The 24,542-nt window shown below is 57.5% G+C and carries 21 protein-coding genes, 1 tRNA gene, 1 pseudogene and 1 riboswitch; of the genes and pseudogenes, 14 read left to right on the top strand and 9 right to left on the bottom strand.

From position 1 onward, the window contains the following. Positions 1-345: 345 nt before the first annotated feature. Together NYR50_RS00450 and NYR50_RS00455 are read left to right on the top strand one after the other, a co-directional pair. A complete protein-coding gene (locus tag NYR50_RS00450; protein WP_418136437.1) occupies positions 346-921 on the top strand; it encodes a recombinase family protein in 576 nt (191 codons plus the stop codon). Positions 922-1,901: 980 nt separating this feature from the next. Beyond that, positions 1,902-2,030: a hypothetical protein gene (locus NYR50_RS00455; protein WP_418136438.1), complete on the top strand. Its 129-nt coding sequence runs from the start codon at positions 1,902-1,904 to the stop codon at positions 2,028-2,030. Here NYR50_RS00455 and NYR50_RS00460 read toward each other — a convergent pair. The 5 genes and pseudogenes from NYR50_RS00460 to NYR50_RS00480 all read right to left on the bottom strand — a co-directional run bounded on the left by NYR50_RS00460 (position 2,027) and on the right by NYR50_RS00480 (position 6,168). Further along, positions 2,027-2,998: a hypothetical protein gene (locus tag NYR50_RS00460; RefSeq protein ID WP_418136439.1), complete on the bottom strand. Its 972-nt coding sequence runs from the start codon at positions 2,996-2,998 to the stop codon at positions 2,027-2,029. The genes NYR50_RS00455 and NYR50_RS00460 overlap by 4 nt on opposite strands. 284 nt (positions 2,999-3,282) lie before the next feature. Beyond that, positions 3,283-4,725: a site-specific integrase gene (locus NYR50_RS00465; protein WP_418137314.1), complete on the bottom strand. Its 1,443-nt coding sequence runs from the start codon at positions 4,723-4,725 to the stop codon at positions 3,283-3,285. Positions 4,726-4,824: 99 nt separating this feature from the next. Further along, positions 4,825-4,929: pseudogene (locus NYR50_RS00470) on the bottom strand (hypothetical protein); the annotation flags it as partial. A gap of 66 nt (positions 4,930-4,995) precedes the next feature. After that, positions 4,996-5,071 (bottom strand) — tRNA-Thr (locus NYR50_RS00475). A gap of 134 nt (positions 5,072-5,205) precedes the next feature. Next, complete coding sequence (locus NYR50_RS00480) at positions 5,206-6,168, bottom strand: NAD(P)H-dependent flavin oxidoreductase (RefSeq protein WP_418136440.1); 963 nt, start codon at positions 6,166-6,168, stop codon at positions 5,206-5,208. Positions 6,169-6,422: 254 nt separating this feature from the next. On the opposite strand from NYR50_RS00480, the gene NYR50_RS00485 reads away from it, so the two are divergent. After that, a complete protein-coding gene (locus NYR50_RS00485) occupies positions 6,423-7,571 on the top strand; it encodes a hypothetical protein (RefSeq protein ID WP_418136441.1) in 1,149 nt (382 codons plus the stop codon). Positions 7,572-7,620: 49 nt separating this feature from the next. On the opposite strand, the gene ppk2 is transcribed toward NYR50_RS00485, so the two are convergent. Beyond that, positions 7,621-8,502, bottom strand: coding sequence for a polyphosphate kinase 2 (gene ppk2 / locus NYR50_RS00490; protein WP_418136442.1), 882 nt, complete (start codon positions 8,500-8,502; stop codon positions 7,621-7,623). Between the two features lie 231 nt (positions 8,503-8,733). Here ppk2 and phoR point away from each other — a divergent pair, with 231 nt between their 5' ends. From phoR to phoB, 7 genes are all read left to right on the top strand, one after another. Continuing rightward, positions 8,734-10,002 carry a phosphate regulon sensor histidine kinase PhoR gene (gene phoR / locus NYR50_RS00495; protein ID WP_418136443.1) on the top strand — a complete coding sequence of 423 codons (1,269 nt, stop codon included), beginning with the start codon at positions 8,734-8,736 and terminating at the stop codon, positions 10,000-10,002. A gap of 195 nt (positions 10,003-10,197) precedes the next feature. Then, positions 10,198-11,232: a substrate-binding domain-containing protein gene (locus NYR50_RS00500; protein WP_006310673.1), complete on the top strand. Its 1,035-nt coding sequence runs from the start codon at positions 10,198-10,200 to the stop codon at positions 11,230-11,232. A gap of 273 nt (positions 11,233-11,505) precedes the next feature. Then, positions 11,506-12,990: a phosphate ABC transporter permease subunit PstC gene (gene pstC, locus NYR50_RS00505; RefSeq protein WP_174006978.1), complete on the top strand. Its 1,485-nt coding sequence runs from the start codon at positions 11,506-11,508 to the stop codon at positions 12,988-12,990. Further along, the gene (pstA, locus tag NYR50_RS00510; protein WP_174006981.1) at positions 12,987-14,309 is read left to right on the top strand and encodes a phosphate ABC transporter permease PstA; all 1,323 of its coding nucleotides are present in this window, start codon (positions 12,987-12,989) and stop codon (positions 14,307-14,309) included. The genes pstC and pstA overlap by 4 nt, the downstream gene beginning before the upstream one ends. A 14-nt stretch (positions 14,310-14,323) precedes the next feature. Continuing rightward, positions 14,324-15,139 (top strand): phosphate ABC transporter ATP-binding protein PstB, encoded by an 816-nt coding sequence (pstB, locus tag NYR50_RS00515; RefSeq protein ID WP_003514913.1) that lies wholly within the window; start codon positions 14,324-14,326, stop codon positions 15,137-15,139. A 96-nt stretch (positions 15,140-15,235) separates the two neighbouring features. After that, complete coding sequence (gene phoU / locus NYR50_RS00520; protein ID WP_174006984.1) at positions 15,236-15,961, top strand: phosphate signaling complex protein PhoU; 726 nt, start codon at positions 15,236-15,238, stop codon at positions 15,959-15,961. Positions 15,962-15,993: 32 nt separating this feature from the next. After that, complete coding sequence (gene phoB, locus NYR50_RS00525) at positions 15,994-16,677, top strand: phosphate regulon transcriptional regulator PhoB (protein ID WP_003493692.1); 684 nt, start codon at positions 15,994-15,996, stop codon at positions 16,675-16,677. A gap of 287 nt (positions 16,678-16,964) precedes the next feature. Here phoB and NYR50_RS00530 read toward each other — a convergent pair whose 3' ends face one another. Next, on the bottom strand, positions 16,965-17,498 hold the full coding sequence (locus NYR50_RS00530; RefSeq protein WP_418136444.1) for a GcrA family cell cycle regulator: 534 nt from the start codon (positions 17,496-17,498) through the stop codon (positions 16,965-16,967). A gap of 431 nt (positions 17,499-17,929) precedes the next feature. Between NYR50_RS00530 and NYR50_RS00535 the strand changes: the two genes are divergently transcribed. From NYR50_RS00535 to NYR50_RS00545, 3 genes are all read left to right on the top strand, one after another. Continuing rightward, positions 17,930-19,129, top strand: a complete 1,200-nt coding sequence (locus NYR50_RS00535) for an aspartate aminotransferase family protein (protein WP_174006990.1) — start codon at positions 17,930-17,932, stop codon at positions 19,127-19,129. Positions 19,130-19,186: 57 nt separating this feature from the next. Continuing rightward, positions 19,187-20,104 (top strand): ornithine carbamoyltransferase, encoded by a 918-nt coding sequence (gene argF / locus NYR50_RS00540; RefSeq protein ID WP_418136445.1) that lies wholly within the window; start codon positions 19,187-19,189, stop codon positions 20,102-20,104. A gap of 236 nt (positions 20,105-20,340) precedes the next feature. Further along, on the top strand, positions 20,341-21,330 hold the full coding sequence (locus NYR50_RS00545; RefSeq protein ID WP_418136446.1) for an Hsp33 family molecular chaperone: 990 nt from the start codon (positions 20,341-20,343) through the stop codon (positions 21,328-21,330). A 72-nt stretch (positions 21,331-21,402) separates the two neighbouring features. On the opposite strand, the gene apaG is transcribed toward NYR50_RS00545, so the two are convergent. Beyond that, a complete protein-coding gene (apaG, locus tag NYR50_RS00550; protein WP_174006999.1) occupies positions 21,403-21,795 on the bottom strand; it encodes a Co2+/Mg2+ efflux protein ApaG in 393 nt (130 codons plus the stop codon). Positions 21,796-22,029: 234 nt separating this feature from the next. Next, positions 22,030-23,214, bottom strand: coding sequence for an O-succinylhomoserine sulfhydrylase (locus tag NYR50_RS00555; RefSeq protein ID WP_418136447.1), 1,185 nt, complete (start codon positions 23,212-23,214; stop codon positions 22,030-22,032). A gap of 42 nt (positions 23,215-23,256) precedes the next feature. Next, positions 23,257-23,335, bottom strand: a riboswitch (SAM riboswitch). Positions 23,336-23,408: 73 nt separating this feature from the next. On the opposite strand from NYR50_RS00555, the gene NYR50_RS00560 reads away from it, so the two are divergent. Then, positions 23,409-24,521 carry a 2'-deoxycytidine 5'-triphosphate deaminase gene (locus tag NYR50_RS00560; RefSeq protein ID WP_418136448.1) on the top strand — a complete coding sequence of 371 codons (1,113 nt, stop codon included), beginning with the start codon at positions 23,409-23,411 and terminating at the stop codon, positions 24,519-24,521. The last annotated feature ends 21 nt before the right edge of the window (positions 24,522-24,542 follow it).

Genomic DNA, 24,542 nt, shown 5'->3' on the forward strand with positions numbered 1-24,542 from the left:
TGATAATGAAATTTCTACCAGCGCTCGGCCGCAGGTCAAGCATCCTTGTGACTTCTTGGCGACTAGAGTTGAAATGTTATAAAATTTTTCGTGTGGGTATTTAGATCAGATCAAGCCTGTCACTTCCCCCCCCCTGCCAGTCCATTGATGTCGCTTAATGCCGTAGGCGACAACCAGAATAGAGTTGCCGTCTGCTGACAGGTTCTCCTTTTAAATGACATATGGGGGTGGGTACCTATTATGTGTCCACAAATGTATACCTTATTATCACATGTGCCTTGACTGTACATTTTGAGTACACTAATTATGCGTCTGCATATCCTTAAGACATTAGGAGTACAGAGCATGGGTGCGATTATCGGTTACGCAAGAGTGTCCACTAGCCAGCAGGACTATTCTCTTCAGGTTGGGAAATTGGAAACAGCAGGCGCAGCCAAGATATTCACGGAAAAACGATCAGGTCTCGACGGCGAGCGCCCCGCACTGGCTGAGTGTCTGCGGTATCTGCGAGAGGGGGATACATTGCTCGTCACCAAGCTGGACCGATTGGCTCGTTCGACGTCCGATCTCTACAGGATTGTAAGCAATTTGGAACAGCAAGGTGTTGCCTTCAAGGTGCTGGACGACGCTGCAATCGATACTAGCAGCCGCACCGGCAAACTCGTAATGGGCATACTGGCGTTGATAGCCGAATTTGAAACGGATATTCGCAAGGAGCGGCAGATAGAGGGAATTGCGAAGGCAAAGGCTGAAGGACGATCGGGTGGCAGGCCCGCAAAAGTTACTGACGATGTTCGCAAGCAGGTAATGGCGCTACGGCATCAAGGTGTGAGCATTCGTAAGGTCGCTGATGCAATCGGTTATTCGAAGGCGACGGTGCAGAAGATTGTAGCAGCCGGGAGCAAGGATGGGTCAACCTGAGCTGGTTTTGGACCGCTGCCCGCCAGTTCGAGGTGACAAGAGCGTCTTGATGAGAATAATACGCCTTGTTTCGGCCAAGGAAGGCCTCTGACGCGAGTTGCGGATTCGGATCGGGGTTTTACCCAAAAGACCGTAAATGCCATTCTGCGACCAAATGCGACGATTTTCTAGTTGCGGCTTACCGGTAAATATTTGATTTACAGCGATCTTTTGTAGTTGCTCCTATAGATAATCCTGTATGAATCACATTGTGAAGGATCGCAGACTAAGTTCAATTCAGCGCGGCCGGAATATCTGTAGGCGCAGCGATGCGATAGATTAGTAGCGAAGTAAAGCCGACCTGATGGGTGCCGGTCTTTTATGTCTTAAATAACTGATTTTAATAGTAAATCTCGGTATTGATGATGTCCTTCGTATAAGGAATAAAATAGCGACCGACCAAAAAGATATCGGTTTCAGGCTAGGAGTGGAGTGGATAGGAATACAAGAGAGAATGACCGATTAGAGATTGAGTATATAGATAGATAAGAGTACAATATCGTAGATATATGAATAATACAAAGGCTGAATGCTAGGTAATGAAAAGAGTTAGATAAAGGTGAATGTGCAGATATATATGGGAGTGGGATATAGATATAATAATGTATGTAGATTGACCGCATAAATCATGCCGGTAAAACATGCATGATACGCATTCTTTGTTAATTTCGGATGATTTTTTATTCAAAGACCTTAATCGGTGCAATGCCGACCGGTTGTCCTATTTTCTAGGGTTCACCCTTGCGCCATCAGGAAACGCTCTCTGTGGTCCTTCTCGTCTGAATACGTCACGGTTGAACGTGATGCTATTGGTGGTGGCCCGGCGCGGGGAAGGCAACAGCCAACTCCTATTGCCACCCGGGTAAGACACTCCGCGACGGATTAGTAGCTATCTTGAATGTTCTAGCCAGTTCTTCAGGGCCTGTGCCGGAAACGAAAGCATGCCGGAATGGCTCATCCCCGATAATTTCCACCGGATGAACCTCATTTACCGGGATGTCACGAAGCCGCTTTATTTCAGCAACGAAAATTCGGCAGAACTCATCAAAGGCAGCTATCTGTTCGGTTAGCTTTGGGTCGAACTTGTCGTGTTCCGTTGTATGGCCTCGTGGTCAGGAATTACTGCTTCTGAATCTGTGTCATTCCAATCTGGCAGATTGTTGAAGGCGATCATCTCCGCTTCAAATTGTTCGTAGCTTTTATCGTGTCTCGCGCGGAACTCGTCTTCCGTAATCGACAGCAAGCCCATCCCGTACATCATTTGAACAACGTCTACTCCTTCTGCTTGGCGCTGTTTCATCACTGCTGTCAGTTCGTCCAGTTCGGTTTCCGTTATTGGAGAGCCGCTGGTCTGGACATGTTGCTTTTGCAGCATCTGCCTCATAATCCCCGGTTGCCCAAGGTGCCGAATGGTTTTTGTGAGATAGTCCCTGATTTCGGAAGGAAGAAAATCGCTGCGGAATTGTTCAGTAGCTGGAAAGGCAAACGCCATGTAGCGCTGTAGGGAGGCGGGGATTGAAAACTGATAATAATCCGGAACGTTGCCTTCTATCAGGGCGACAAGGTTGTCAGGCATAAGCACCGTGCCGGGTATCGCGGCCTCCGGTTCTCCCTTTAATTCGCCTATTACGAAATATCTGACGAAAGACTGCACCCAACGCGGCTCTTTTTCTTGCATAGTCAGCGGGCTTGCGTAGACCGCGAACACTGAAGTCGTGGGGTCGCATTGCGAAGCCGACCATCGATACCATCCTGGCATTCTGCTTGACATACCCCGTCTGTAGGCTTCGGCAATCAACGGTAATTGCCTGCCCGCATGAACAACTCGAATTTCGCTGACGATGTGCTGGATCACTTCTGTATCAAGATCGATCATATTGCCAGATGCGAGGGACTGTGCAGTTTCGCTACCGTCTCCCCGAAGCAGCGCCTCAAGGTAGATATATGCGCGCAAGGCTTCCGCACCTGAGTTCGTATTGTATTTGAAGAACTGGTACGCACCCCATGCGAGGGCACCGAGGATAAGGATGACAAACATGACCGCCCCTACTGTGGGGCAATCGTTGCGGTACGTCCCCGCAAGCAAGCCCCTTGATCTCTGGTGATCGGGGAGTTGGAAAACCGCACGAGACGGTCCCTGTAGCCTTTAGTTCGGGTGAACCTGTTGCATACGCCACAGGCTCCCCGACCATAGGTCAAGGAGTGCGGTGCTGAAACGGCCAGCACCAGCTTCTCGTGTGGGGTTTCCACGCCCCAGAGCCGCACGTACGGCTCCACAACCTGTTTGAATCTTTGGGGACTCCCTGTCAATAGTGGGGAGGCTTACTCGTTTCCATCCTGAACGCTGTAGTCCAGTTTCTGTATAGCGTCATTTAACTGCCGCAAGGTGTAGCCTTCCTTGAAATAGTGCTGTTGCGTCACGCCTTGTTGCGCATGTCCGACGATTGCTTTGATGATTGATTCCGGGACGTCTGCACGACTTAGTCTGGTAACCACGGTATGCCGGAGGCTGTGGAATACCAAGCCTTTGTCCTTGATGCCGAGTTTTGGTAAAAGCGTTTCGTTGAACCAACGACCGATATTCCTACCCCTGCCATGCTCGACCGTGTTCGGCAAATCGGGGAACAGCTTCCGTTTCTTCTGCTGGCGCATTGCATCTGCATAGTCCAAGAAGCCGTGTTCGATGAGCTTAGCGTGCACGGGGACGAGCCGTCTGGACGAGGCTGTTTTCAATTGCTTGTCTTCACCCTCATCGTTCAGGTCAAAAAGCCATATGCCGCTTTCTTGGCGAACATCTGCAACATCGATCTGCGCGATCTCATTCAAGCGGGCTCCTGTATATAGTCCGATAAGTGGTCCCCATTTTTGGTGCGGTTTCTTTACGAGAACCGGCAACGGGTCGGTCAAAGCGTTGATGAGCAATCGAGCTTGAGCAAGCGAAAAAGCGCCTCTCTCGTTTTGTGACCGCTGCCTATTCTGTTTGATGGAGAGGCCGGAAAACAGATTCTTTTCAACGAAGCTGTGCTGTAGCGCGTACTCGAACAGATCGCCGTATGTTTGCAAGTACTTGTTGATCGACGCTACCTGAAGCCTCTCGACATTGGCCATCTTCAGAACCTCAGCTAATGGTTTGTGTCTCGTCACCTTATTTTTATGACGGTTTTTCGGAAGAGATGTCAGTGTGTCTTTGACCTGTGCCACATCCTGCGGCGTCAGGCTGGATATGTCTCGGGACGAACCGACTATTTCTTTCAACAGGTCAATGTGATCCCGCTTCTCAAGCTTGGTTCGGGGAACCCAGTTGTTGCCAAGGCTGCGCTCCGCGATAAAGCGGTCTGACAAATCGTGCAGAGTTACCGTCGTTTTTTTGGGGCTTGGTCTGGGCGCAGGCGAAGAAACCGGAGTTATAGGGATAGACTGCCCTAGATCAAAGTGATCCAGCGAGTCATCATAGGCTAGAACTGATGTAATGAGACTACGAAATGCCGGTTTGATATCCCGCTGTAACCAACGGTACTGTTCGCTATCTGGAAGAATGTTGAGTTGATATTTTAGGATGAAGGTGTCCAGCAATTCGCTTTCAGTTTTATTCGTTGGGATAGGCGTATTGGTATCAATCGCCTTTTGCACTTCATGCTGACGAGCAATAAATTTCTCGCGATCAGATGAACCGAGCCTGCCGGTTGCGGCAATGTCCCGCTTCTTCTTTTCTAGAAGGTCTTTAAAATGGCGTGTCAAAGCCGCCCGTATTTCATCGTACCGCATTCCGTATGCAATTCCGTCCTCAACCAACTCTTCGCCTATCTGGATCAAGGACCGTGACAAGCGCAATGCTTTTCGTGGGTCGCGTGTCTGTAGCGAAAGTTTGATCGTTTCAGATTTCTGGCGTGGGTGTAGTTGCTTCGGCAAGGGCCAGCGGAAGTAGAAGACACCGTGTCGGGACTTAAGAATGTAGGAGGGGATAAACAAAGAAATGTCTCACCGAAATGTCCCACCTGCGGAAACCGGTATTCAAGTCTTTGATTTTAAAGGAAATGGTGCCGCTTACGTGACTCGAACACGTGACCCCGTCATTACGAATGACGTGCTCTACCAACTGAGCTAAAGCGGCCCGATTATGACCCGCTTGTTGCGGATCAGCTTCTTGGCGGGCTGATACAGCCAATGCTGACGGATTTCAAGCCTTGAATGTGCTGGTTTTGAAATTTCCGTAAAAAGCTTTGCCTGTCCATTGTTTACAAGGCGTCAGGCCTTGGCGCAAATCCGGCCTTTCGCTGCTTCATATTCTCCTGCCAGCCGATCGACGAGTGCGGCCACCGGTTCCACCGCTTTGATAGCACCGATGCCCTGGCCCGCGCCCCATATGTCCTTCCAGGCCTTGGCACCGCCGGTGGCGGTCTCAAAATCCATTTTTGAAGGGTCGGCTTCGGGCAGGTTGTCGGGGTCCATGCCGGAGGCGACGATGGAGCTTTTCAGATAGTTGCCGTGCACGCCGGTGAAATAATTCGAATAGACGATGTCCTTCGCCTGCGCGTCGACAAGCGCCTGTTTATAACCGTCGGAAGCACGCGCCTCTTCGGTGGCGATGAAGGGCGAGCCGATATAGGCCATGTCAGCGCCCATGGCCTGCGCCGCGAGGATTGAGCCGCCATTGGCGATGGCGCCGGCCAGAAGCAGCGGACCGTCGAACCATTCACGGATTTCCTGAACGAGGGCGAAGGGCGAAAGCGTGCCCGCATGTCCGCCCGCACCCGCCGCCACTGCAATCAACCCGTCGGCGCCCTTGCGGATGGCGGAGCGGGCGTGGCGATCGTTGATGACGTCGTGCAGCACGATACCGCCATAGGAATGCACGGCGGCATTCACCTCGGGCACGGCGCCGAGCGACGAAATCACCACCGGCACCTTGTATTTCACGCAAAGCCCGAGATCATGTTCCAGCCGGCGATTGGACATATGCACGATCTGGTTGACCGCGAAGGGTGCCGCCGGACGCTCGGGATTGGCCCGGTTATACGCTGCAAGATCTTCGGTGATCATCGCCAGCCATTCGTCGAGCTGGCTTTCAGGTCGCGCGTTCAATGCCGGGAAAGCGCCGATGACGCCGGCCTTGCATTGCGCCAGCGTCAGTTGCGGATGCGAAATGATGAATAGCGGTGATGCTATGACCGGAAGACGCAGATTGTCTTTCAGCACGGACGGTAGCATGTCTCCTCCCACGAATTACGTTTACGCGCACGTAAGTCAATAACGCGTTCGGCCACGGATTGAAAGCGAAAACAGTGCGGCATTGCACCGCCGAACCTGCGTTCGTAACGCCACAATGGATCGATTTTCCTCAAGGCAATCCGGTCTTTATCATAAACGACGCTTGCGGAGGGGCGGCATAGCCGTTACCGAATCGTGAAGACATGGCGCAGCGCCGCATATTTTTGCACAGCGCAATAGAACAAGGATCGGTCGTGAGCGGACTGGAAACGGCAATCAGAAATGCTCTGGAAAAATCGGACAGATCGAACGCCGAAGTTCGTGCACGGATTTACCAATCTTCCCGTCAGGCCTTGGAAGCGGGCCTGCGCAAGCAGGGCATAGACGATCCGCAGGTCGTTGCCCAGCAGCGTCAGCGGCTCGAGAGCCTGATTCATCTCATTGAAAATGAAGAGCGCAACCGTCTCCTGGACAGGGTGGAGCAGCAATTGCGCCCGCCGGCGCCTGAAAGTCCGGTGGAACACGACCACGCGGTTGATCCTGTTTCGCAGCCAGCCCATCACGACCATGTGGCCGTCGAGCCGGAGCTGCGCGGGGAAACGCGCGATGTGCGGCCGGGTGCCGCTGCCGTTGCTCCAGAGCCCCCGCGTGGGGGACGACGCAATGGAAAGCCGCCAAAGCGGGGCTCCAGCGCGGCCGATGCATCACTTGCTTTCCGCCCGGAAGGCGCGGTTGGCCGACGCAAGCGCCGCGGGCTGTTTGCCCGGCTTTTCATCTATCTGACGCTTCTGGCCTTTATCGGCTTCGGCGCCTGGTGGGTCTATTCTTCCGGCCTGCTGCTGTCACCGGAACAGCGCGATACCAGCGTACCCAATCCGCCCGCACAGGTGCAGGCGGAGGATTTCAACGGCACGGAGCCTGCGCCCAGCCTTTCGGCCGGCCGCGGTTTTTCCGATGACTGGGTCGAGGTCTTTAATGCGGAGCGCGGCAGCTCCGGTGTTTCGGCCGGCCCGCGCGCCAGTGTTGAAAACGTCGCCACGCCCGCCGGCAAGGTAATACGGGTGACCTCGAAAAGTGTGGCGCAGGATGGTGCCGTCAGCGTCGAGGTTCCGGTGGAGGTGATGCGGGACATGGCGGGCAAGTCCTCGACCATATCGATCACGCTGCAATCCTCCAGCGATCGCCAGACACAGGTGTCCGTCTCCTGCGATTTCGCTACGCTGGGCGATTGTTCCCGCCACCGCTTCACAGCGACGGCCGAGCGTGCGGATATGCTGCTGAACACGACATTCGAGCGGTCTCTCGCTCCCAATGCGCCGGGCAAGATCTTCATCAACAGCGATATTGATGGCAGCGGCCGCCCGATCAATCTTTATTCGGTACGCATTCTGCCGGGCCAATAAGGGAAAGCACAAGCGCCTCGGTTGGGGCGCTTGTCACGGTTTCCGGGTCTTATTTGAGAAAATCGGGTCCTGATCCCAATATCTTGTCGTCGATCTCGCCGATGGCCTGTCTGTCCTTGCCCTCATAATCAAGCGCAAGGAGAATATGGCGAATGAGGTTCACCCGTGCGCGGCGTTTGTCATTGGCGCGCACCACCGTCCAGGGGGCGGCATCGGTGTGGGTTTTTTCCAGCATCTCGTCACGCTTTTGCGTGTAATCGTCCCATTTCGTCAGTGCAGCGATGTCCATGTCCGAAAGCTTCCAGCATTTCAGCGGGCTGTGGCGACGGTCATGGAAGCGTTCGATCTGCGTTTCGCGGCCGATGTCGAGCCAGAATTTGAAAAGGTGGATGTCGTCGTGAACGAGCATCTTTTCCAGACGCGGCGTTTCCTTGAGGAAGCGTTTGTGTTCGTCCGGGGTGCAGAAACCCATGACCGGTTCCACGCCGGCGCGGTTATACCAGGAACGGTCGAAGAGAACGAATTCGCCGGCAGTCGGAAAATGGGAGATATAGCGCTGGAAATACCATTGGCCGCGTTCGGTTTCCGTTGGTTTGGTCAGCGCCACCACGCGGGCATAGCGGGGGTTCAGATAAGCATGCGTCGCAAAGATCGCACCGCCCTTGCCCGCCGCGTCACGGCCTTCAAAAACCGCCATGACCCTTTTACCGGTGGCCTGCAGCCAGAACTGCACCTTGACCAGCTCCACCTGCAGTGCTTCCAGCGTGGCGTCGTAATCCTCCCGCTTCATCTTCTTGTCATAGGGGAAATCGCCGGCGGAAAGTTTCTTTTCCTCCACCCAGTCGGGAAGAACCGGGTCATCAATGTCGAAGCTGCGCAACTTGCCGCCAATGGTGATCTCGACCGTCCGCTTCTTTTTTTCTTCGACCATGGTTTCCTCCTGATGCTGTTGTGTAAAGGCAACTCGCCGCCAATGAGTTCACATCCATTGTCGGAATTCAAGTGAAACAGGACCGGCGAGCCGGGCTGCAACGGCGCTGACGATTGCGGCGCAGATTTCGCGCATATACGTTGTGGAAAATGCGCGATGATGAATCTCTGTCATGAAGCTGGCCTATGAGATTTCGATGTGCTGTCAGATGAAAGTGGAGAGCAGGCTGAAATGGCAGTGAGGGAAGGCGAGAGTGGATTGAGGCTTTTGGGGAAGAAGCTCGGCCGGAACTGGTTGCCCGTTCTCATCGTCAGCATGCTTGCCGTGGTGGCCGTTACAGAGCTGCACACGCCCTATATGCCCGCGGCTCTTTGGCTCTGCGCGATCATCGCCATTCTTGCCGTTCGGGAAAAACCGGCGGCGCCCGAGAAGGATAAAGAGACAGTCGCGGATGTGGATGAGCCGGATGTGCCGGGTGAAAACGTCATTTCCGGCGTAAGGGCGGGCCTTGCTGTACTGGATACGCCCGTTTTCATTCTCGACAAGAATGCCAGCGTGCTGTTTCAGAACGGTGCAGCCGAGCGCGCCTTTGGCCAGCTTCCTGCCGGTGCGCATATTTCCGCAAGGCTGCGCTCGCCCGGCTTGCTTGATGTCATTCGCGAAACCATCACCACCGGCCAGCCCAACCAGGTCGAACATTCCGAGCGTTTCCCTTCCGAACGGGTCTTCATCGTCCGCATCGCCCGTGCGGATGTGGGCGAGGGGGCCGGCCCGCCATTCTACATCCTGTCCTTCCGCGACGTTTCGGAGCTTCGCCGCATCGACCGTATGCGCAGCGATTTCGTCGCCAATGCCAGCCATGAATTGCGCACGCCGCTCGCCTCCCTGCGCGGTTTCATCGAAACCATGCAGGGGCCGGCGCGCAACGACCCCAAGGCGCAGGAGCGCTTCCTTGCCATCATGCTGGATCAGGCAACCCGCATGAGCAGGCTGGTGGATGATCTCATGTCCCTTTCACGGCTGGAGCTGCGGGCAAATATCGCGCCGGATCAGAAGGTCGATCTCGTGCCCGTCATCGGCCATGTGCGTGATGCCTTGTTGCCGCTTGCCGATGAGCTTGATGTAACCATCACGCTGCATCTGCCCGACCGGCCGGCGGAAGTGCAGGGAGACCGTGACGAGCTGGTGCAGGTATTCCAGAATCTCGTTGAAAACGCTTGCAAATATGGGCAGGAAGGCAAGGTCGTGGATGTCTGGCTGCGCGCCGAACCCGGTAAGCCGGTGGAGGTCAGCATCATCGACAAGGGGCCGGGCATTCCCGCTGAGCACGTGCCACGGCTGACCGAGCGTTTTTATCGCGTCAGCGTGGCCGACAGCCGTTCGAAAAAGGGCACGGGTCTTGGGCTTGCCATTGTCAAGCACATCCTCACCCGCCACCGCGCCAGGCTCATTATTAAATCGGAAATGGGCAGCGGCACGGACTTCACCGTCAGATTTTGACATGAAAGATTGGCCGTGTTTAAATATTGCAGAAATATATAAATTAAATCAATAATTTAGTCTGTCACAAATCTTTCGTCAAAGTGACATAAAAGGATGTGGCTACGGTGGTTAAGAAAAGGTCGCCGAGCGCATGCTTAGAGCGAGTGCCGCTATCGGCTGCGTCCACAAACAAGCCCACGACGGGAGAGACAAATGAACTTCGTTAAATTTTCCGCAGCAGCCTTGGTGGCTTCTGTCGCCTTCGCTGGCGCCGCCGCTGCTCGCGACCAGATCCAGGTTGCTGGTTCCTCCACGGTTCTGCCTTACGCCAAGATCGTTGCTGAGACTTTTGCCGAGACTTTCCCGAACTTCAAGGCTCCGGTTGTTGAGTCCGGCGGTACGGGCGGCGGTCTGAAGGCATTCTGCTCCGGCGTCGGCGAAGGCACCATCGACATCGCCAATGCTTCGCGTCCGATCAAGAGCGACGAACTGGCCGCCTGTAAGGCTGCTGGCGTTGCCGACGTTCAGGAAGTGAAGATCGGTTACGACGGTATCGTCTTCGCAATGGACTCTTCCAACAAGGACATCAAGCTCGAGCCGAAGGATCTGTACCTTGCGCTCGCCGCTGAAATCGTCAAGGACGGCAAGCTCGTTGCCAACCCTTACAAGAAGTGGTCTGAAATCAACAAGGAACTGCCTGACGTCGCGATCGCCGCTTACATTCCGGGTTCCAAGCACGGCACGCGCGAAGTCTTCGAAGAGAAGATCATGGCTGACGGCTGCAAGGAAGCCAAGGCAACCGACGCCATCAAGGCGCTGGTCCCTGACGCCAAGCAGGCTGCTGCCAAGTGCGTTGCAGTCCGTAAGGACGGCGCTGCAGTCGACATCGACGGCGACTATACCGAAACGCTTGCTCGTATCGATGCCAACAAGACCGGCCTCGGCGTTTTCGGCCTCGCTTTCTATGAAAACAACGCTGACCGCCTGAAGGTTGCGACTGTTTCCGGCGTCGTTCCGTCCACCGAAACCGTTGCCAGCGGCAAGTACCCGGTTTCCCGCCCGCTGTTCTTCTACGTTAAGAAGGCTCACCTGGGCGTTATCCCGGGCCTCAAGGAATACGTCGAGTTCTTCGTTTCTGACGAAATGATCGGCCCCGACTCCCCGCTCGCAAACTACGGCCTCGTTGCCGCTCCGGACAAAGAGCGCGAAGAAATCCGCTCCAAGTTCGCTGCCGGCGCTTCGATGTAATAAAGAAAGAGGGGTGCGGCCTGCCGCGCCCCTCGTTCCGCTTCGTTGCCATTCTGCCGTGCCGATTGTCTCCGGTTGACATTTCCCATTCATCGCCATCCACATGATTATTGATGGATTACAGATGGATAGGATGTATCAACCTTGACGCTTGCCAGACTTTATTACAGTCAGGCGGCAAGCATCTCCGGATGGTCCAGCGGTCTCGTTTTGATGACTTTTTGATTTGCCCGATATCGCACCGTGCTCTTGAGGCACGCCGAGGGAACTCTAATGAACACATCGATCCTTTTGCTGATACTGGCGCTCATCGGCATCGGCAGTTATCTGCTCGGCAGCCGCCGCGCTGTTGTCCTGTCTGGTGGCCGTCCCTCCAGCATGCACTCCCGTGCCGGTTATCACGGCTCTTACGCGGTCGTCTGGGCTATTTTGCCCGCGGCGTTCATTCTCTGTGCCTGGCTGGTCATCAGCCCGTTGCTCGTCACTTCCGCGGTGCGCGGTGATTTCCCGGAGGATGTCCGGGCGCAATCCGAGGCACAGCAGAGCCTCACCTATGGCATGGTGACCTCCATTGCCCGCGGCCTCCAGCGGCTGGCACCGGAAGAAACCGCGCAGGTTGAGGCGGACACGGCAGCGGTCCGGCCGCTTCTGGCATCGAAAGGTGTCGCGATCGCCGGTGAACCGCAGCGTTTCATGGTCGATGCTGCCCAGACGCTGAACGCGATGACCTCCACCAGCCGCCTGGGGATGATCGCCACTGTGCTGCTGGCCGCATTCGCCGGTGCTGCTTATGCACTGCGTTCAATCGCGCCGCGTTTTCGGGCGCGCAACAGGGTGGAGAGGGTCATTCTCGCGGCTCTGGTCGTCGCGTCGTCCATCGCCATCCTCACGACCATCGGCATCGTCCTCTCGATGCTCACGGAAGCGATCCAGTTCTTCACCATGGTTCCGGCGCACCAGTTCTTCTTCGGAACGGTGTGGGATCCGCGTTTCGCCGCAGCCGGCGCGACGGACTCGTCCGGCCAGTTCGGCCTGATCCCGCTGCTGGCCGGCACGCTCTATATCGGTTTCGTCGCCATGCTGGTCGCCGTGCCGGTCGGGCTGTTTTCGGCGATCTACATGTCGGAATATGCAACGCCGCGCCTTCGCTCGGTGGTAAAGCCGCTGCTCGAGGTGCTCGCGGGCATCCCCACCATCGTCTACGGCTTCTTCGCGTTGACGACGGTCGGTCCTTTCCTCAGAGACATTTCCACGCAGATCAACGGTCTGGCGACGGGCAACTACGCCAATTTCATCCAGGCGCAGAGCGTCATCACCGCCGGCTTCGTCATGGGCATCATGTTGATCCCCTATGTCTCGTCGCTGTCGGATGACATCATCACCGCCGTTCCGCGTTCGCTGCGTGACGGTTCGCTGGGTCTTGGCGCTACACGGTCCGAAACCATCAAGAAGGTCATCGTTCCCGCCGCTCTTCCCGGCATCGTCGGCGCCGTGCTGATGACGGCCTCGCGCGCCATCGGCGAAACCATGATCGTGGTTCTGGCGGCCGGCGTTGCTGCCCGCCTGCAGCTCAATCCTTTCGAGCCAATGACCACGGTGACGGTGAAGATCGTCAGCCAGCTTACCGGTGACCTTGAATTCACCTCGCCCCAGACGCTGGTCGCCTTCGCGCTCGGCATCACGCTTTTCGCCATCACGCTTTGCCTGAATATCTACGCGCTATACATCGTGCGCAAATACCGGGAGCAATATGAATGACCGACATCGTCTCTCCCGCAGCCGGCGGTAGCGCCGTGAACAAGGCCACGCGCCGTGATATCGGCATCAAGCGCCGCTATGCCGCCGAACGTCGCTTCCGTGCCTACGGAATGGCAGCGATTTCCTTTGGCCTTCTCTTCCTCTTCCTGCTGCTTTTTTCGGTTGTTTCCAAGGGTTACACCGCTTTCCAGCAGACGATGATCACCGTTCCGGTCGAGTTCTCCGAACAGATCATCGATCCGAAGAATGAGCGCGCCACCAATCCGGCGAAGCTGATGACGGCCAATTACCCGGTCGTTGCCCGCGATGCAGTCGCCAAGGTTCTTGGCGTTGCGCCGACGGACCGTGCCGGCCTTCGTGCCGTCAACCTGCTGATCTCCGACAGCGTGCGCACGCAGTTGCGTGACATCGTCGTCGCCGATCCTGCCGTCATCGGCACCACCCGCACAGTGACACTTCTGGCGTCAGGCGATGTCGACAGCGCCTTCAAGGGCCAGGTCGATCTGACGGCTGATGAAGCCAATCGCCGCATCTCGAACCAGCAGCTCGGCTGGATGAACCAGCTCGCCGAAAGCGGCCAGCTCGGCAAACATTTTAACACCGGCATCTTCATCAACGGCGCCTCGAGCCGTCCGGAAGCGGCGGGTGTCGGCGTGGCGCTGATCGGTTCTTTCTACATGATGCTGATCGTGCTGGTGCTGGCGTTGCCTATCGGTGTTGCGGCTTCCATCTATCTCGAGGAATTCGCTCCGAAGAACCGCCTGACGGATCTCATCGAGGTGAACATCAACAATCTCGCGGCTGTTCCCTCGATCGTTTACGGTCTGCTCGGGCTTTCCGTCTTCATCAACTTCATGGGCTTTCCGCGCTCGGCCTCGCTGGTCGGCGGTCTCGTCCTGACGCTGATGACCTTGCCGACGATCATCATCGCGACGCGTGCTGCCCTCAAGGCCGTACCGCCGTCGATCCGCGCCGCAGCCCTCGGGCTTGGCGCTTCCAAGATGCAGACGATCTTCCACCATGTGCTGCCGCTCGCCATGCCCGGCATTCTGACCGGCACCATCATCGGTCTCGCCCACGCGCTGGGTGAAACCGCGCCGCTGCTGCTGATCGGCATGGTGGCATTCGTTGCGAATTATCCGACAACGCCGATGGATCCGTCCACGGCCCTGCCGGTGCAGATTTACATGTGGGCGAACGAAGCCGAGCGCGCCTTTGTCGAAAGGACATCTGGCGCTATCATCATCCTGCTTCTGTTCCTCATCGTCATGAATGTTGGCGCAATCCTGTTGCGTCGCCGCTTCGAACGGCGCTGGTAGAGGGAGATTGAGCAATGAACATGTTGTCGGAAGCAGCAGTTGAAAAGGCGCTGGACAAGAAAATGAATGAAGTCTCATACAAGATGATCGGCAAGGACGTTTCGGTTTATTACGGCGAAAAGCGTGCGCTTTACGACGTGAACCTCAACGTTCGCGAAAATACGGTGACCGCGCTGATCGGCCCTTCGGGTTGCGGCAAGTCCACATTCCTGCGTACCCTGAACCGTATGAATGACACGATCGACGGCTGCCGGGTCACCGGCAAGATCACGCTCGACACCGACGATATCTACGATCAGCAGATTGACGTCGTGGAACTGCGCGCCCGCGTCGGCATGGTGTTTCAGAAGCCGAACCCCTTCCCGAAGACGATTTATGAAAACATCGCCTACGGCCCGCGTATCCACGGTCTTGCCCGCAACAAGGCGGATATGGACCAGATCGTCGAACACAGCCTGCAGAAGGCCGGTCTCTGGAACGAAGTGAAGGACCGTCTGCTGGAATCCGGCACCGGCCTTTCCGGCGGTCAGCAGCAGCGTCTTTGCATCGCCCGCGCGGTTGCCGTCAGCCCGGAAGTGATCCTGATGGACGAGCCGTGCTCGGCGCTGGACCCGATCGCGACCGCCAAGGTCGAGGAACTGATCCACGAGCTGCGCACCAATTACACGATCGTCATCGTCACGCACTCCATGCAGCAGGCGGCGCGTGTTTCCCAGCGCACGGCCATGTTCCACCTTGGTCACCTTGTCGAAGAAAACGAAACCGACAAGATGTTCACCAATCCGGACGACCAGCGCACGCAGGACTACATCATGGGCCGCTTCGGCTGATCCTGGCCGGCGCTTTCTCGAAACCGAACAAGACTGGTGCCTCTGCCGTGCCCGCTTCCGGGCACGCGCATGCAGGCCAAGCCGGAGGACTAGACCATGACACAGACAACGACCCATTCGCATATTCTGTCGGCCTATGACGACGAACTGAAATTCCTGACACGCCGTATCGCCGAAATGGGCGGTCTCGCGGAGCAGATGTGCGCCGACGCCGTGCGTGCGCTCGTGAATTCCGATGCTGCGCTCGCGCAGAAAGTCATTTCGGACGATACCATTCTTGACCACGCTGAGCGCGAAATCGGCGACAAGGCGATTGTCACCATCGCCAGACGCCAGCCGATGGCGGCTGACCTTCGCGAGATCATCGGCACCCTGCGTATTGCCGCTGACCTTGAGCGCGTTGGTGATCTCGGCAAGAACACTGCCAAGCGCGTCATTGCGGTTGCCGGAACCGGCGTGCCGCGCAAGCTCGCCCGTGGCATCGAGCATCTGTCGGAACTGGCGCTGGTGCAGCTCAAGGAAGTGCTTGACGTCTATTCCACCCGTTCCGCCGAGAAGGCCAATGCCATCCGCGAGCGCGACGAGGAAATCGACGCCATGTATACGTCGCTCTTCCGTGAGCTTCTGACCTACATGATGGAAGATCCGCGCAATATCACAACCTGCACGCATCTTCTGTTCTGCGCCAAGAACATCGAGCGTATCGGCGACCACGCTACCAATATCGCCGAGACGATCTATTACATGGCCACCGGCAGCCAGCCGGAGGGCGAGCGTCCGAAGGACGACAGTTCCAACACGCTCGGTTCGGTAACCGAATAACAGACAGGCAAAGGCTTGTGCGGAGTTAGCATATGGTGCCCAAGATTGCAGTTGTGGAAGACGAGGAAGCGCTGAGCGTCCTGCTTCGTTACAATCTCGAGGCTGAGGGATACGACGTCGACACGATACCCCGTGGCGACGAGGCGGAAATCAGGCTGCAGGAGCGTATTCCGGATCTTCTCATTCTGGACTGGATGCTGCCTGGCGTTTCCGGCATCGAACTGTGCCGGAGGCTCAGAATGCGGCCGGAAACCGAACGCCTGCCCATCATCATGCTGACGGCGCGTGGCGAAGAGAGCGAGCGCGTTCGTGGTCTGGCCACTGGCGCCGACGATTATGTCGTCAAGCCTTTCTCGACGCCGGAACTCATGGCCCGCGTTAAGGCCATGCTGCGCCGGGCCCGTCCCGAGGTTCTGTCTTCGGTGCTGAAATGTGGTGATATCGAACTGGATCGCGAGACCCATCGCGTTCACCGCAAAAGCCGGGAAGTGCGCCTCGGCCCGACGGAATTCCGCCTGCTGGAGTTCCTGATGACCTCTCCGGGCCGGGTGTTCTCCCGTTCGCAATTGCTGGATGGCGTCTGGGGCCATGATATCTATGTCGACGAGCGCACTGTCGACGTGCATGTCGGACGCCTGCGCAAGGCACTGAATTTCTCCCATATGCAGGATGTCATCCGCACCGTGCGTGGTGCCGGATATTCAATGGAAGCCTGATCGGAACCGAGCTAAGGGTACCCCCCTCAGCGCGACATTCTCCAAAATCGAAAGGCCCGAAACCGGAATGGCGTCGGGCCTTTTCATTTGAATCTTCCGCAAAGACGACAGCGTCATCCCTTTGACAAGTTGCCGATGCCTCGCAGAAATCTGGATTGCCGGGAGAAACCCGACGGCGATGAGGAAAGCCTTGACGCTTCGCTGTCGCTGACCGGGAAGCGCGGTACGTTTTTCCATAAAACTACGGGCCCGAAGGCCCGTTGAGTGTCAAATGCGTGCCGCAACACTCAAGCCTTACGGCGCTCGCTGACCGGCTGGTAGGCGAGCTTCGCATGGAACTTGCAATAGGGCGAAGATTCCAGCGCTTCACAACCGCAGAAATGGAAATCGTCTTTCAGGGGGTCGCCGACGGGCCACTTGCACGTGCGCTCCGTCAGTTCCGTCAGCGTCAGGCGACGGGAAATCGGGGTGACGACGTTTCTGGAAGGAGCGTAATCGAGAACTTCAGCAGTCTCGATACCGATCTCTTCCTGAAGAGCCGTTGCCGCGTTGGAACGCGTCAGGATCCGGGCCGGTGCCGCGCCGACACGACCGGCGAAATTCGCCGCGCGCGGGGCAGGGGCGGCAGCGCGCTTTGGCGCGGAACGCGCCGACGTGACCGGGCCGCCGGCCTTGACGCGTCCCGGCAGATTGAGGCGGTGGACCTTGCCGATGACGGCATTACGGCTGACACCGCCCAGCTGCGCTGCTATCTGGCTGGCGCTAAGTCCCTCGGCCCACAATTTCTTGAGTTTCTCGACTCGCTCGTCTGTCCAGTTCATGCCGCTTCTCCGCTTTTCGCGTGTATTGTCGGCAGAATCCCTCTCCGCCCCGCGGGCGTGCCGCAAGCGTGGTTTCCGCCAGATTTTCGGTGACTAGTTCCGCCGCAATGCAGTCTAGTAATTAGCGATTAACCTAGTGCCAGCCCGACTCCGTGGCAAGAGTCGGGGGAATCATCTGGAATCGATTTTCCGGTTTTCCCCAACTTGCTGGCGAGTTGAGTCTGAAAGGCAACACCTTGGGGCTCGAAAGCTTCCATCTACTAGTGCTTGAAACGCCCGGCAAATGCGGACTTTTGTTGACATCGGCAGGCGAACTGACAATAGTGCCGGTGCCGCCGCAAGGCGGCATTTTTGATTTTCAGGCAAGGGGTAACCTCGCCAGCCTATTGACAACCGTCTGACAGCGCATCCGCGCAAGGAGTGATACAGCCATGGCCGAAGCCGCCGCGCCATTGTTCGATACGTTTGCAAGAGCCCCCCTGCGCTTTGAGCGAGGCGAGGGCGTCTGGCTTTTCACGGAAAGCGGCGAGCGATATCTGGATTTTGCAGCCGGCGTCGCGGTCAACTCGCTGGGTCATGCCCACCCGCACCTCGTGGAGGCGATCAAGACCCAGGCCGAGAAGGTCTGGCACGTCTCCAACCTTTATGAAGTGCCCGGACAGGAAAAGCTTGCAAAGCGACTGACGGAAGCGACATTCGCGGACAAGGTCTTCTTCACCAATTCCGGCGCGGAAGCGCTGGAATGCGCGATCAAGACCGCACGCCGTTACCATTATTCCAAGGGACATCCGGAAAAGTTCCGCATCGTCACTTTTGAAGGCGCCTTCCATGGCCGCACGCTGGCGACGATCGCCGCCGGTGGCCAGCAGAAATATCTCGAAGGTTTCGGTCCCAAGGTCGAAGGTTTTGACCAGGTGCCGTTCGGTGATGTCGATGCGCTGAAGGCTGCCATCACGCCGGAGACGGCCGCACTTCTGATCGAGCCCATTCAGGGCGAGGGCGGCATCCGCGCGCCGGCCAAGGAATTCCTGCAGCTGCTCCGGTCGCTCTGCGATGAGCACGACCTGCTGCTGATTTTCGATGAGGTCCAGACCGGCGTTGGCCGCACGGGCAAATTTTTTGCCTATGAGCAGACGGGTGTCGCGCCTGACATCATGGCGGTTGCCAAGGGTATCGGTGGCGGTTTCCCGCTCGGCGCGTGCCTTGCAACGGCGGATGCCGCTTCAGGCATGACGGCCGGCGTACACGGCACCACCTATGGCGGCAATCCGCTGGCCATGGCGGTTGGCAATGCCGTGCTCGACGTCGTTCTCGCTGAGGGCTTTCTCGAAAAGGTTCGGGATGTCGCACTGGTCTTTCGCCAGGGGCTTGCCTCGCTGAAGGATCGTTATCCCGATGTCATCGAGGAAATTCGCGGCGAAGGCCTGCTGCTTGGCATCAAGGCCAGGGTTCCCTCGGGTGAGTTGCTGCAGGCCATGCGTGCGGAACATCTGCTCGGCGTACCGGCGGGAGACAACGTCATCCGCCTTCTGCCGCCGCTCGTCACCACGGCGGAAGAGGCTCGCGAAGGGCTGGCACGCGTGGAAGCGGCAGCTGCATCCCTGACCGCCAAGCAGGCGAAAATCGCCTGAGGAAACAATAAAAAGCGGGCCTCTACCCCGGGGCTCGCGAGCATGGGACAGTTTGAAATGGCTTCACCTAAACATTTTCTCGACCTGTCGGCCGTTGGCCCACAGGACCTGCGGACAATTCTTGACGATGCGCGCGCGCGCAAGGTCGCCACGAAGGCCGGAACGGCGGACAAGCCGCTCGCCGGCAAGATGCTGGCAATGATCTTCGAAAAACCGTCCACCCGCACCCGCGTTTCCTTTGATGTCGGCATGCGCCAGCTCGGCGGCGAGACCCTTTTCCTGTCGGGCACTGAAATGCAGCTCGGTCGTGCGGAAACGATCGGCGATACCGCCAAGGTGCTGTCGCGTTATGTGGATGCCATCATGATCCGCACCACGGATCATTCGCGCCTGCTCGAGCTTGCCGAACACGCGACGGTGCCTGTTATCAACGGCCTGACGGATGATACCCATCCCTGCCAGATCATGGCTGACATCATGACGTTCGAGGAACATCGTGGACCGGTCAAAGGCAAGACCATTGCCTGGACGGGTGACGGCAACAACGTGCTGCACTCCTTCGTCGAGGGCTCGGCCCGCTTCGGTTACCGCATGACGATGGCGGTGCCGATGGGATCCGAACCGCATGACAAGTTCATGAACTGGGCCCGCAACAATGGCGGCGAGATCGCGCTGTACCATGATGCGGAAAAGGCGGTCGCGGGCGCGGACTGTGTTGTCACCGATACCTGGGTCTCCATGAACCAGGAGCACAAGGCGCGCGGGCATAACATCTTCCAGCCCTATCAGGTCAATGAGGCTCTGATGGCCAAGGCGGAAAAGGACGCGCTGTTCATGCACTGCCTGCCGGCGCATCGCGGTGAAGAAGTGACGGACGCCGTGATCGACGGCCCGCAATCGGTGGTCTTCGATGAGGCGGAAAACCGTCTCCACGCGCAGAAGTCCGTCATTGCATGGTGCATGGGCGTGATCTGAGGAATTCACCCGTCCTGATAGCCATCGGGCCGGGTGCTTGAACTGACACGCATCGATTACCATCTGTGGGACTTCGAAGAGGCTCGTCGGTTTGCTGGCGGCCATCATCACAATTGCACGTTTTTCTCCGGAGGCGGTTTCGCTTCCCGGGTCTCTGTGCGACAAGCAAAAAACCACATTTGAAAGCCGGACTTTTGGACGGTAGCGGCGCCACGGCTGCGCCAAGGAGCATCAACATGGCAGATGTAACGGTTGAACTGGACGATCTCAATTTTGCTGGCGACGACAAGGTTGTGCCTTTTCAGGTCGAAGGTCTGGACGTGCGCGGCCGCGGCGTGCAGGTCGGGCCGCTGCTGAACGCCATCCTCGAACGGCACGATTATCCCGCCGTGGTTGCTCGCTTGCTGGCGGAAGCGACGGTTCTCACGGCGCTGATCGGCACCTCGCTCAAGTTTTCCGGCAAGCTGACCGTCCAGACCAGGGGCGACGGCCCGGTTGACCTGCTGGTCGCGGATTTCTCCGCGCCGGACAGCATGCGTGCTTACGCCCGTTTTGATGAGGAGCGGCTGGCGGAAGCGGTTGCGGCCGGTGAAACCTCGCCGGAGCAATTGCTGGGCAATGGTATTCTCGCCTTCACCATCGATCAGGGCATGGGTATGCAGCCCTATCAGGGCATCGTGCCGCTCGATGGCTCCTCGCTGGAAGACATTGCCGGGGTCTATTTCCGCCAGTCGGAACAGCTTCCCACCCGCGTGCGCCTTGGCGTCGCCGAGTTCTTCGACCGCGACGGTGAAGGCAAGCCGCGCCACGGCTGGCGTGCAGGTGGCTTGATCGCGCAGTTCCTGCCGCAGGCCCCCGAGCGGCTGCGCATGCGCGATCTGCATGGTGGCGACGGTGACGAGGGTGGCCACGAGGTGCAGGAGGACGATGCCTGGACCGAAGCCGTGACGCTGCTGAACACGATCGATACCGATGAGCTGACCGATCCGCAGGTGCCGGTGGAACGCCTGCTCTACAGGCTTTTCCATGAAAGCGGCGTGCGCATCTATGATCCGCAGGCCATTTTCGACCGTTGCAGCTGCTCGCGAGACAAGATCAAGGGTGTACTGTCAGGCTTCACCGCCGAGGAGATCAAGGCAAGCGAGGAAGACGGCGCCATTGCCGTAACCTGCGAGTTCTGCTCCACCACCTATCGCTACGACGTCAGCGAATTTGAGAATGCCTGAATCTTTTGAGAATGCCTGAATCGAAAGCCGCGCTCTAACAGGCGCGGCTTTTCCTTTGCCGGGTGGATGTCGTCAGTTCAGGACGCGCATCAGGCCGGGTGAATCCAGCGAAAAGGCGGGTATGGTGACATTGAACACCTCGCCATTTTCCGTTTCCATTTCATAATGGCCAAACATCAGGCCTGACGGCGTATCCAGCGGGCAGCCCGAGGAATATTCATAGCTGTCGCCTGGTTTGAGCTGCGGCTGTTCGCCAACGACGCCCGGCCCGTAGACCTCGTCCACCTGTCCGTTCTGATCGGTGATATGCCAATAACGGTTGACGAGTTTCACGGGGATATCTGAATTGTTCGCGATCACGACCTTGTAGCCCCAGACGTAACGATCGTCATCCGGGTCGGATTGTTCCTCGAGATAATACGGATCGACCGTTACCTCGATATCCCTTGTCAGAGCACGATACATACGCGCCACACCTCGATATTATGCCTGCCGCCACATCCTACACTATAGGCTCTGGCTATCGTCAAGAAAATGAATGACTTGACGGGCAGGAGGTATCTCCTGTTGCGCTGTTTTCCAGCGTTAGGGATAACAATAAAGGTAAATATGGGTTGCCCGTTGCGGACTTTTGCGGCCGCTCAGGCAAACCATGGCCCGACACATGGGGCAGGCCATGGCGATTTGCAGATTGAATTTTCAAGCCGAAACGGCCGCAAGACCCTTTGCCAGATCTTCCAGCAGATCGTCGGTATCCTCGATGCCGCAGGAAAGGCGCAGGGTGCCGCCGGAAATGCCGAGTTCGGCACGCGCCTCATCGGAGAGGTTCTTGTGCGTCGTCGTGCCGGGATGGGTGATGAGGCTCTTGGCATCGCCGAGATTGTTGGAAATCTTCACGATCTCAAGCGCGTTCTGCAGCTTGAAGGCTGCTTCCTTGCCGCCCTTCAGTTCGAAGGCCACCAAAGTGGAGCCGCCTGACATCTGCCGTGCGATGATGTCAGCCTGCGGGTGATCGGCGCGTCCGGGATAGATGACCTTGGCGACCTTGCCGCTATCGGCAAGGAAATCGGCGATCTTCGCGGCATTCTCCGTCTGTTGTTTCACACGCAGCGGCAGGGTCTCGATGCCCTTCAGAAGCGTCCAGGCGTTGAACGGCGACATCGCCGGGCCCGTATGGCGGAAATAGTCCTGCAGCTCTTCTTCGATCCACTTCTTGTCGGAGAGGATCACGCCACCCAGGCAGCGGCCCTGGCCGTCAATATGTTTGGTGGCCGAATAAACCACGATATGGGCGCCGAGTTCGAGCGGCTTCTGGAAGAGCGGCGTCGCAAAGACGTTATCGACCACCACCTTGGCACCGATCTGGTTGGCGAGCTTTGCCACACCGGCAATATCCACCACTTCGAGCGTCGGGTTGGTCGGGCTTTCGAGGAAGAACAGCTTGGTATTCGGCTGGATCGCCTTTTCCCAATTGTCGAGATCACGTCCGTCGATCAGCGTGCATTCGATGCCGTATTTCGGTGCGAGCGTTTCCACCACCCAGCGGCAGGAGCCGAAAAGGGCACGGGCGGCAACGATGTGATCGCCGGCGCGCAGCTGGCACATGATGGCGGCGGTGACGGCAGCCATGCCGGAGGCAAGCGCGCGTGCGTCTTCCGCGCCTTCCAGCAGGCACATGCGCTTTTCGAACATGTCATTGGTCGGGCTGGCGTAGCGGGCGTAGATGAAGCCACCCGTTTCGCCCTTGAAGCGCGCTTCGGCGGCTTCGGAGTTCTCGTAGACGAAACCCTGGGTCAGATAGATCGCTTCCGACGTTTCACCATAGGGTGAGCGTAGCGTACCGCCGTGAACGAGCTGGGTTGCCGGGCGCCATTTATTGCTCATGTGATCACCTCAAAACAAAAAAACCGGTCGCAAAAGCAGACCGGTTCCTAGCACCCGGTCTTTTTAGCCACTTGTTTAACGTGGCTGCAAGCCGACCGGCCAAATCACCACGGGATAAGCTTGCCATACTGCCGTTACCGGCTTGCGTCAATGCTTTCCTTTTGGTTTTGTCGCCGTAAAAAGGAATGATGACCATGACGAGAACCACGGGGACGAGAACCACGGGCATTTTGGCGGATGGCGCAATCCGGGCGCTGTTTGCAGGCGGCAAGCTGAAAAGCGAGGCCGATCTCGATGTCGACCAGGTGCAGCCCGCCAGCCTCGATCTGCGGCTCGGCTCGAAAGCTTACCGTGTCCGCGCCAGCTTCATGCCCGGCCCCGGAACCCGCGTCATCGACAAGCTCAACCGCTTCAGCCTGCACGAGGTGGATCTCAGCCAGGGTGCGGTGCTGGAAACCGGTTGTGTCTATATCGTTCCTTTGATGGAAAGCCTTGATCTGCCGACAGAGATGTCTGCCTCGGCGAACCCAAAAAGCTCGACTGGCCGGCTTGATATCTTCACCCGCGTGATGACCGACAATGCGCAGGAATTTGACAAGATTCCGGCTGGCTATGCTGGCCCGCTTTATCTGGAAATCAGCCCGCGCACTTTCCCCATCGTGGTGCGCCGCGGCTCGCGCCTGTCGCAGATCCGCTTCCGCATCGGCCACGCGCTTCTCAATGAAAGTGAAGTGCTGAAGCTGCACGAGACGGAAACGCTGGTAGCGAGCGAAAACCCGAACGTGACGGGCGGCGGCATCGCGCTGTCGATCGACCTCAAGGGTTTCGGCGAAAACGGGCTGATCGGTTATCGCGGCAAACATCACACGGCGGTGGTGGATGTCGACAAGAAGGCCCAGCACGACGTCCTCGATTTCTGGGAACCGCTCTTCGCCCGCGGGCGTGCGGAACTGATCCTCGATCCGGATGAATTCTATATTCTCGTTTCACGCGAAGCCGTGCATGTGCCGCCGCTTTATGCGGCCGAAATGACGCCCTTCGACCCGTTGGTGGGCGAATTCCGCGTGCATTACGCCGGTTTCTTCGATCCCGGCTTCGGCCATGCGCAGGCGGGCGGCACCGGCAGCCGCGCCGTGCTTGAAGTCCGCAGCCACGAGGTGCCCTTCATCCTGGAACACGGCCAGATCGTTGGACGGCTTGTTTACGAGCACATGCTGGAAAAACCGGAAGGCCTCTACGGCACCGGCCTCGGCTCCAATTATCAGGCGCAGGGGCTGAAGCTCTCCAAACATTTCCGCGCTGAATAATGAACCACGGCGGGCGCTTGA

Source organism: Agrobacterium sp. El2ro-1b, assembly GCF_048298475.1.
Classification (GTDB): Bacteria; Pseudomonadota; Alphaproteobacteria; order Rhizobiales; family Rhizobiaceae; genus Agrobacterium; species Agrobacterium fabrum.

Bases quoted from the DNA above. Each gene is read 5' to 3' on its own strand.
- NYR50_RS00450 (WP_418136437.1), top strand. From the start codon at position 346: ATGGGTGCGATTATCGGTTACGCAAGAGTGTCCACTAGCCAGCAGGAC.
- NYR50_RS00455 (WP_418136438.1), top strand. From the start codon at position 1,902: ATGCCGGAATGGCTCATCCCCGATAATTTCCACCGGATGAACCTCATT.
- NYR50_RS00460 (WP_418136439.1), bottom strand. From the start codon at position 2,998: ATGTTTGTCATCCTTATCCTCGGTGCCCTCGCATGGGGTGCGTACCAG.
- NYR50_RS00465 (WP_418137314.1), bottom strand. From the start codon at position 4,725: ATGCGGTACGATGAAATACGGGCGGCTTTGACACGCCATTTTAAAGAC.
- NYR50_RS00480 (WP_418136440.1), bottom strand. From the start codon at position 6,168: ATGCTACCGTCCGTGCTGAAAGACAATCTGCGTCTTCCGGTCATAGCA.
- ppk2 (WP_418136442.1), bottom strand. From the start codon at position 8,502: ATGGTCGAAGAAAAAAAGAAGCGGACGGTCGAGATCACCATTGGCGGC.
- phoR (WP_418136443.1), top strand. From the start codon at position 8,734: ATGGCAGTGAGGGAAGGCGAGAGTGGATTGAGGCTTTTGGGGAAGAAG.
- NYR50_RS00500 (WP_006310673.1), top strand. From the start codon at position 10,198: ATGAACTTCGTTAAATTTTCCGCAGCAGCCTTGGTGGCTTCTGTCGCC.
- pstC (WP_174006978.1), top strand. From the start codon at position 11,506: ATGAACACATCGATCCTTTTGCTGATACTGGCGCTCATCGGCATCGGC.
- pstA (WP_174006981.1), top strand. From the start codon at position 12,987: ATGACCGACATCGTCTCTCCCGCAGCCGGCGGTAGCGCCGTGAACAAG.
- pstB (WP_003514913.1), top strand. From the start codon at position 14,324: ATGAACATGTTGTCGGAAGCAGCAGTTGAAAAGGCGCTGGACAAGAAA.
- phoU (WP_174006984.1), top strand. From the start codon at position 15,236: ATGACACAGACAACGACCCATTCGCATATTCTGTCGGCCTATGACGAC.
- phoB (WP_003493692.1), top strand. From the start codon at position 15,994: ATGGTGCCCAAGATTGCAGTTGTGGAAGACGAGGAAGCGCTGAGCGTC.
- NYR50_RS00530 (WP_418136444.1), bottom strand. From the start codon at position 17,498: ATGAACTGGACAGACGAGCGAGTCGAGAAACTCAAGAAATTGTGGGCC.
- NYR50_RS00535 (WP_174006990.1), top strand. From the start codon at position 17,930: ATGGCCGAAGCCGCCGCGCCATTGTTCGATACGTTTGCAAGAGCCCCC.
- argF (WP_418136445.1), top strand. From the start codon at position 19,187: ATGGCTTCACCTAAACATTTTCTCGACCTGTCGGCCGTTGGCCCACAG.
- NYR50_RS00545 (WP_418136446.1), top strand. From the start codon at position 20,341: ATGGCAGATGTAACGGTTGAACTGGACGATCTCAATTTTGCTGGCGAC.
- apaG (WP_174006999.1), bottom strand. From the start codon at position 21,795: ATGTATCGTGCTCTGACAAGGGATATCGAGGTAACGGTCGATCCGTAT.
- NYR50_RS00555 (WP_418136447.1), bottom strand. From the start codon at position 23,214: ATGAGCAATAAATGGCGCCCGGCAACCCAGCTCGTTCACGGCGGTACG.
- NYR50_RS00560 (WP_418136448.1), top strand. From the start codon at position 23,409: ATGACGAGAACCACGGGGACGAGAACCACGGGCATTTTGGCGGATGGC.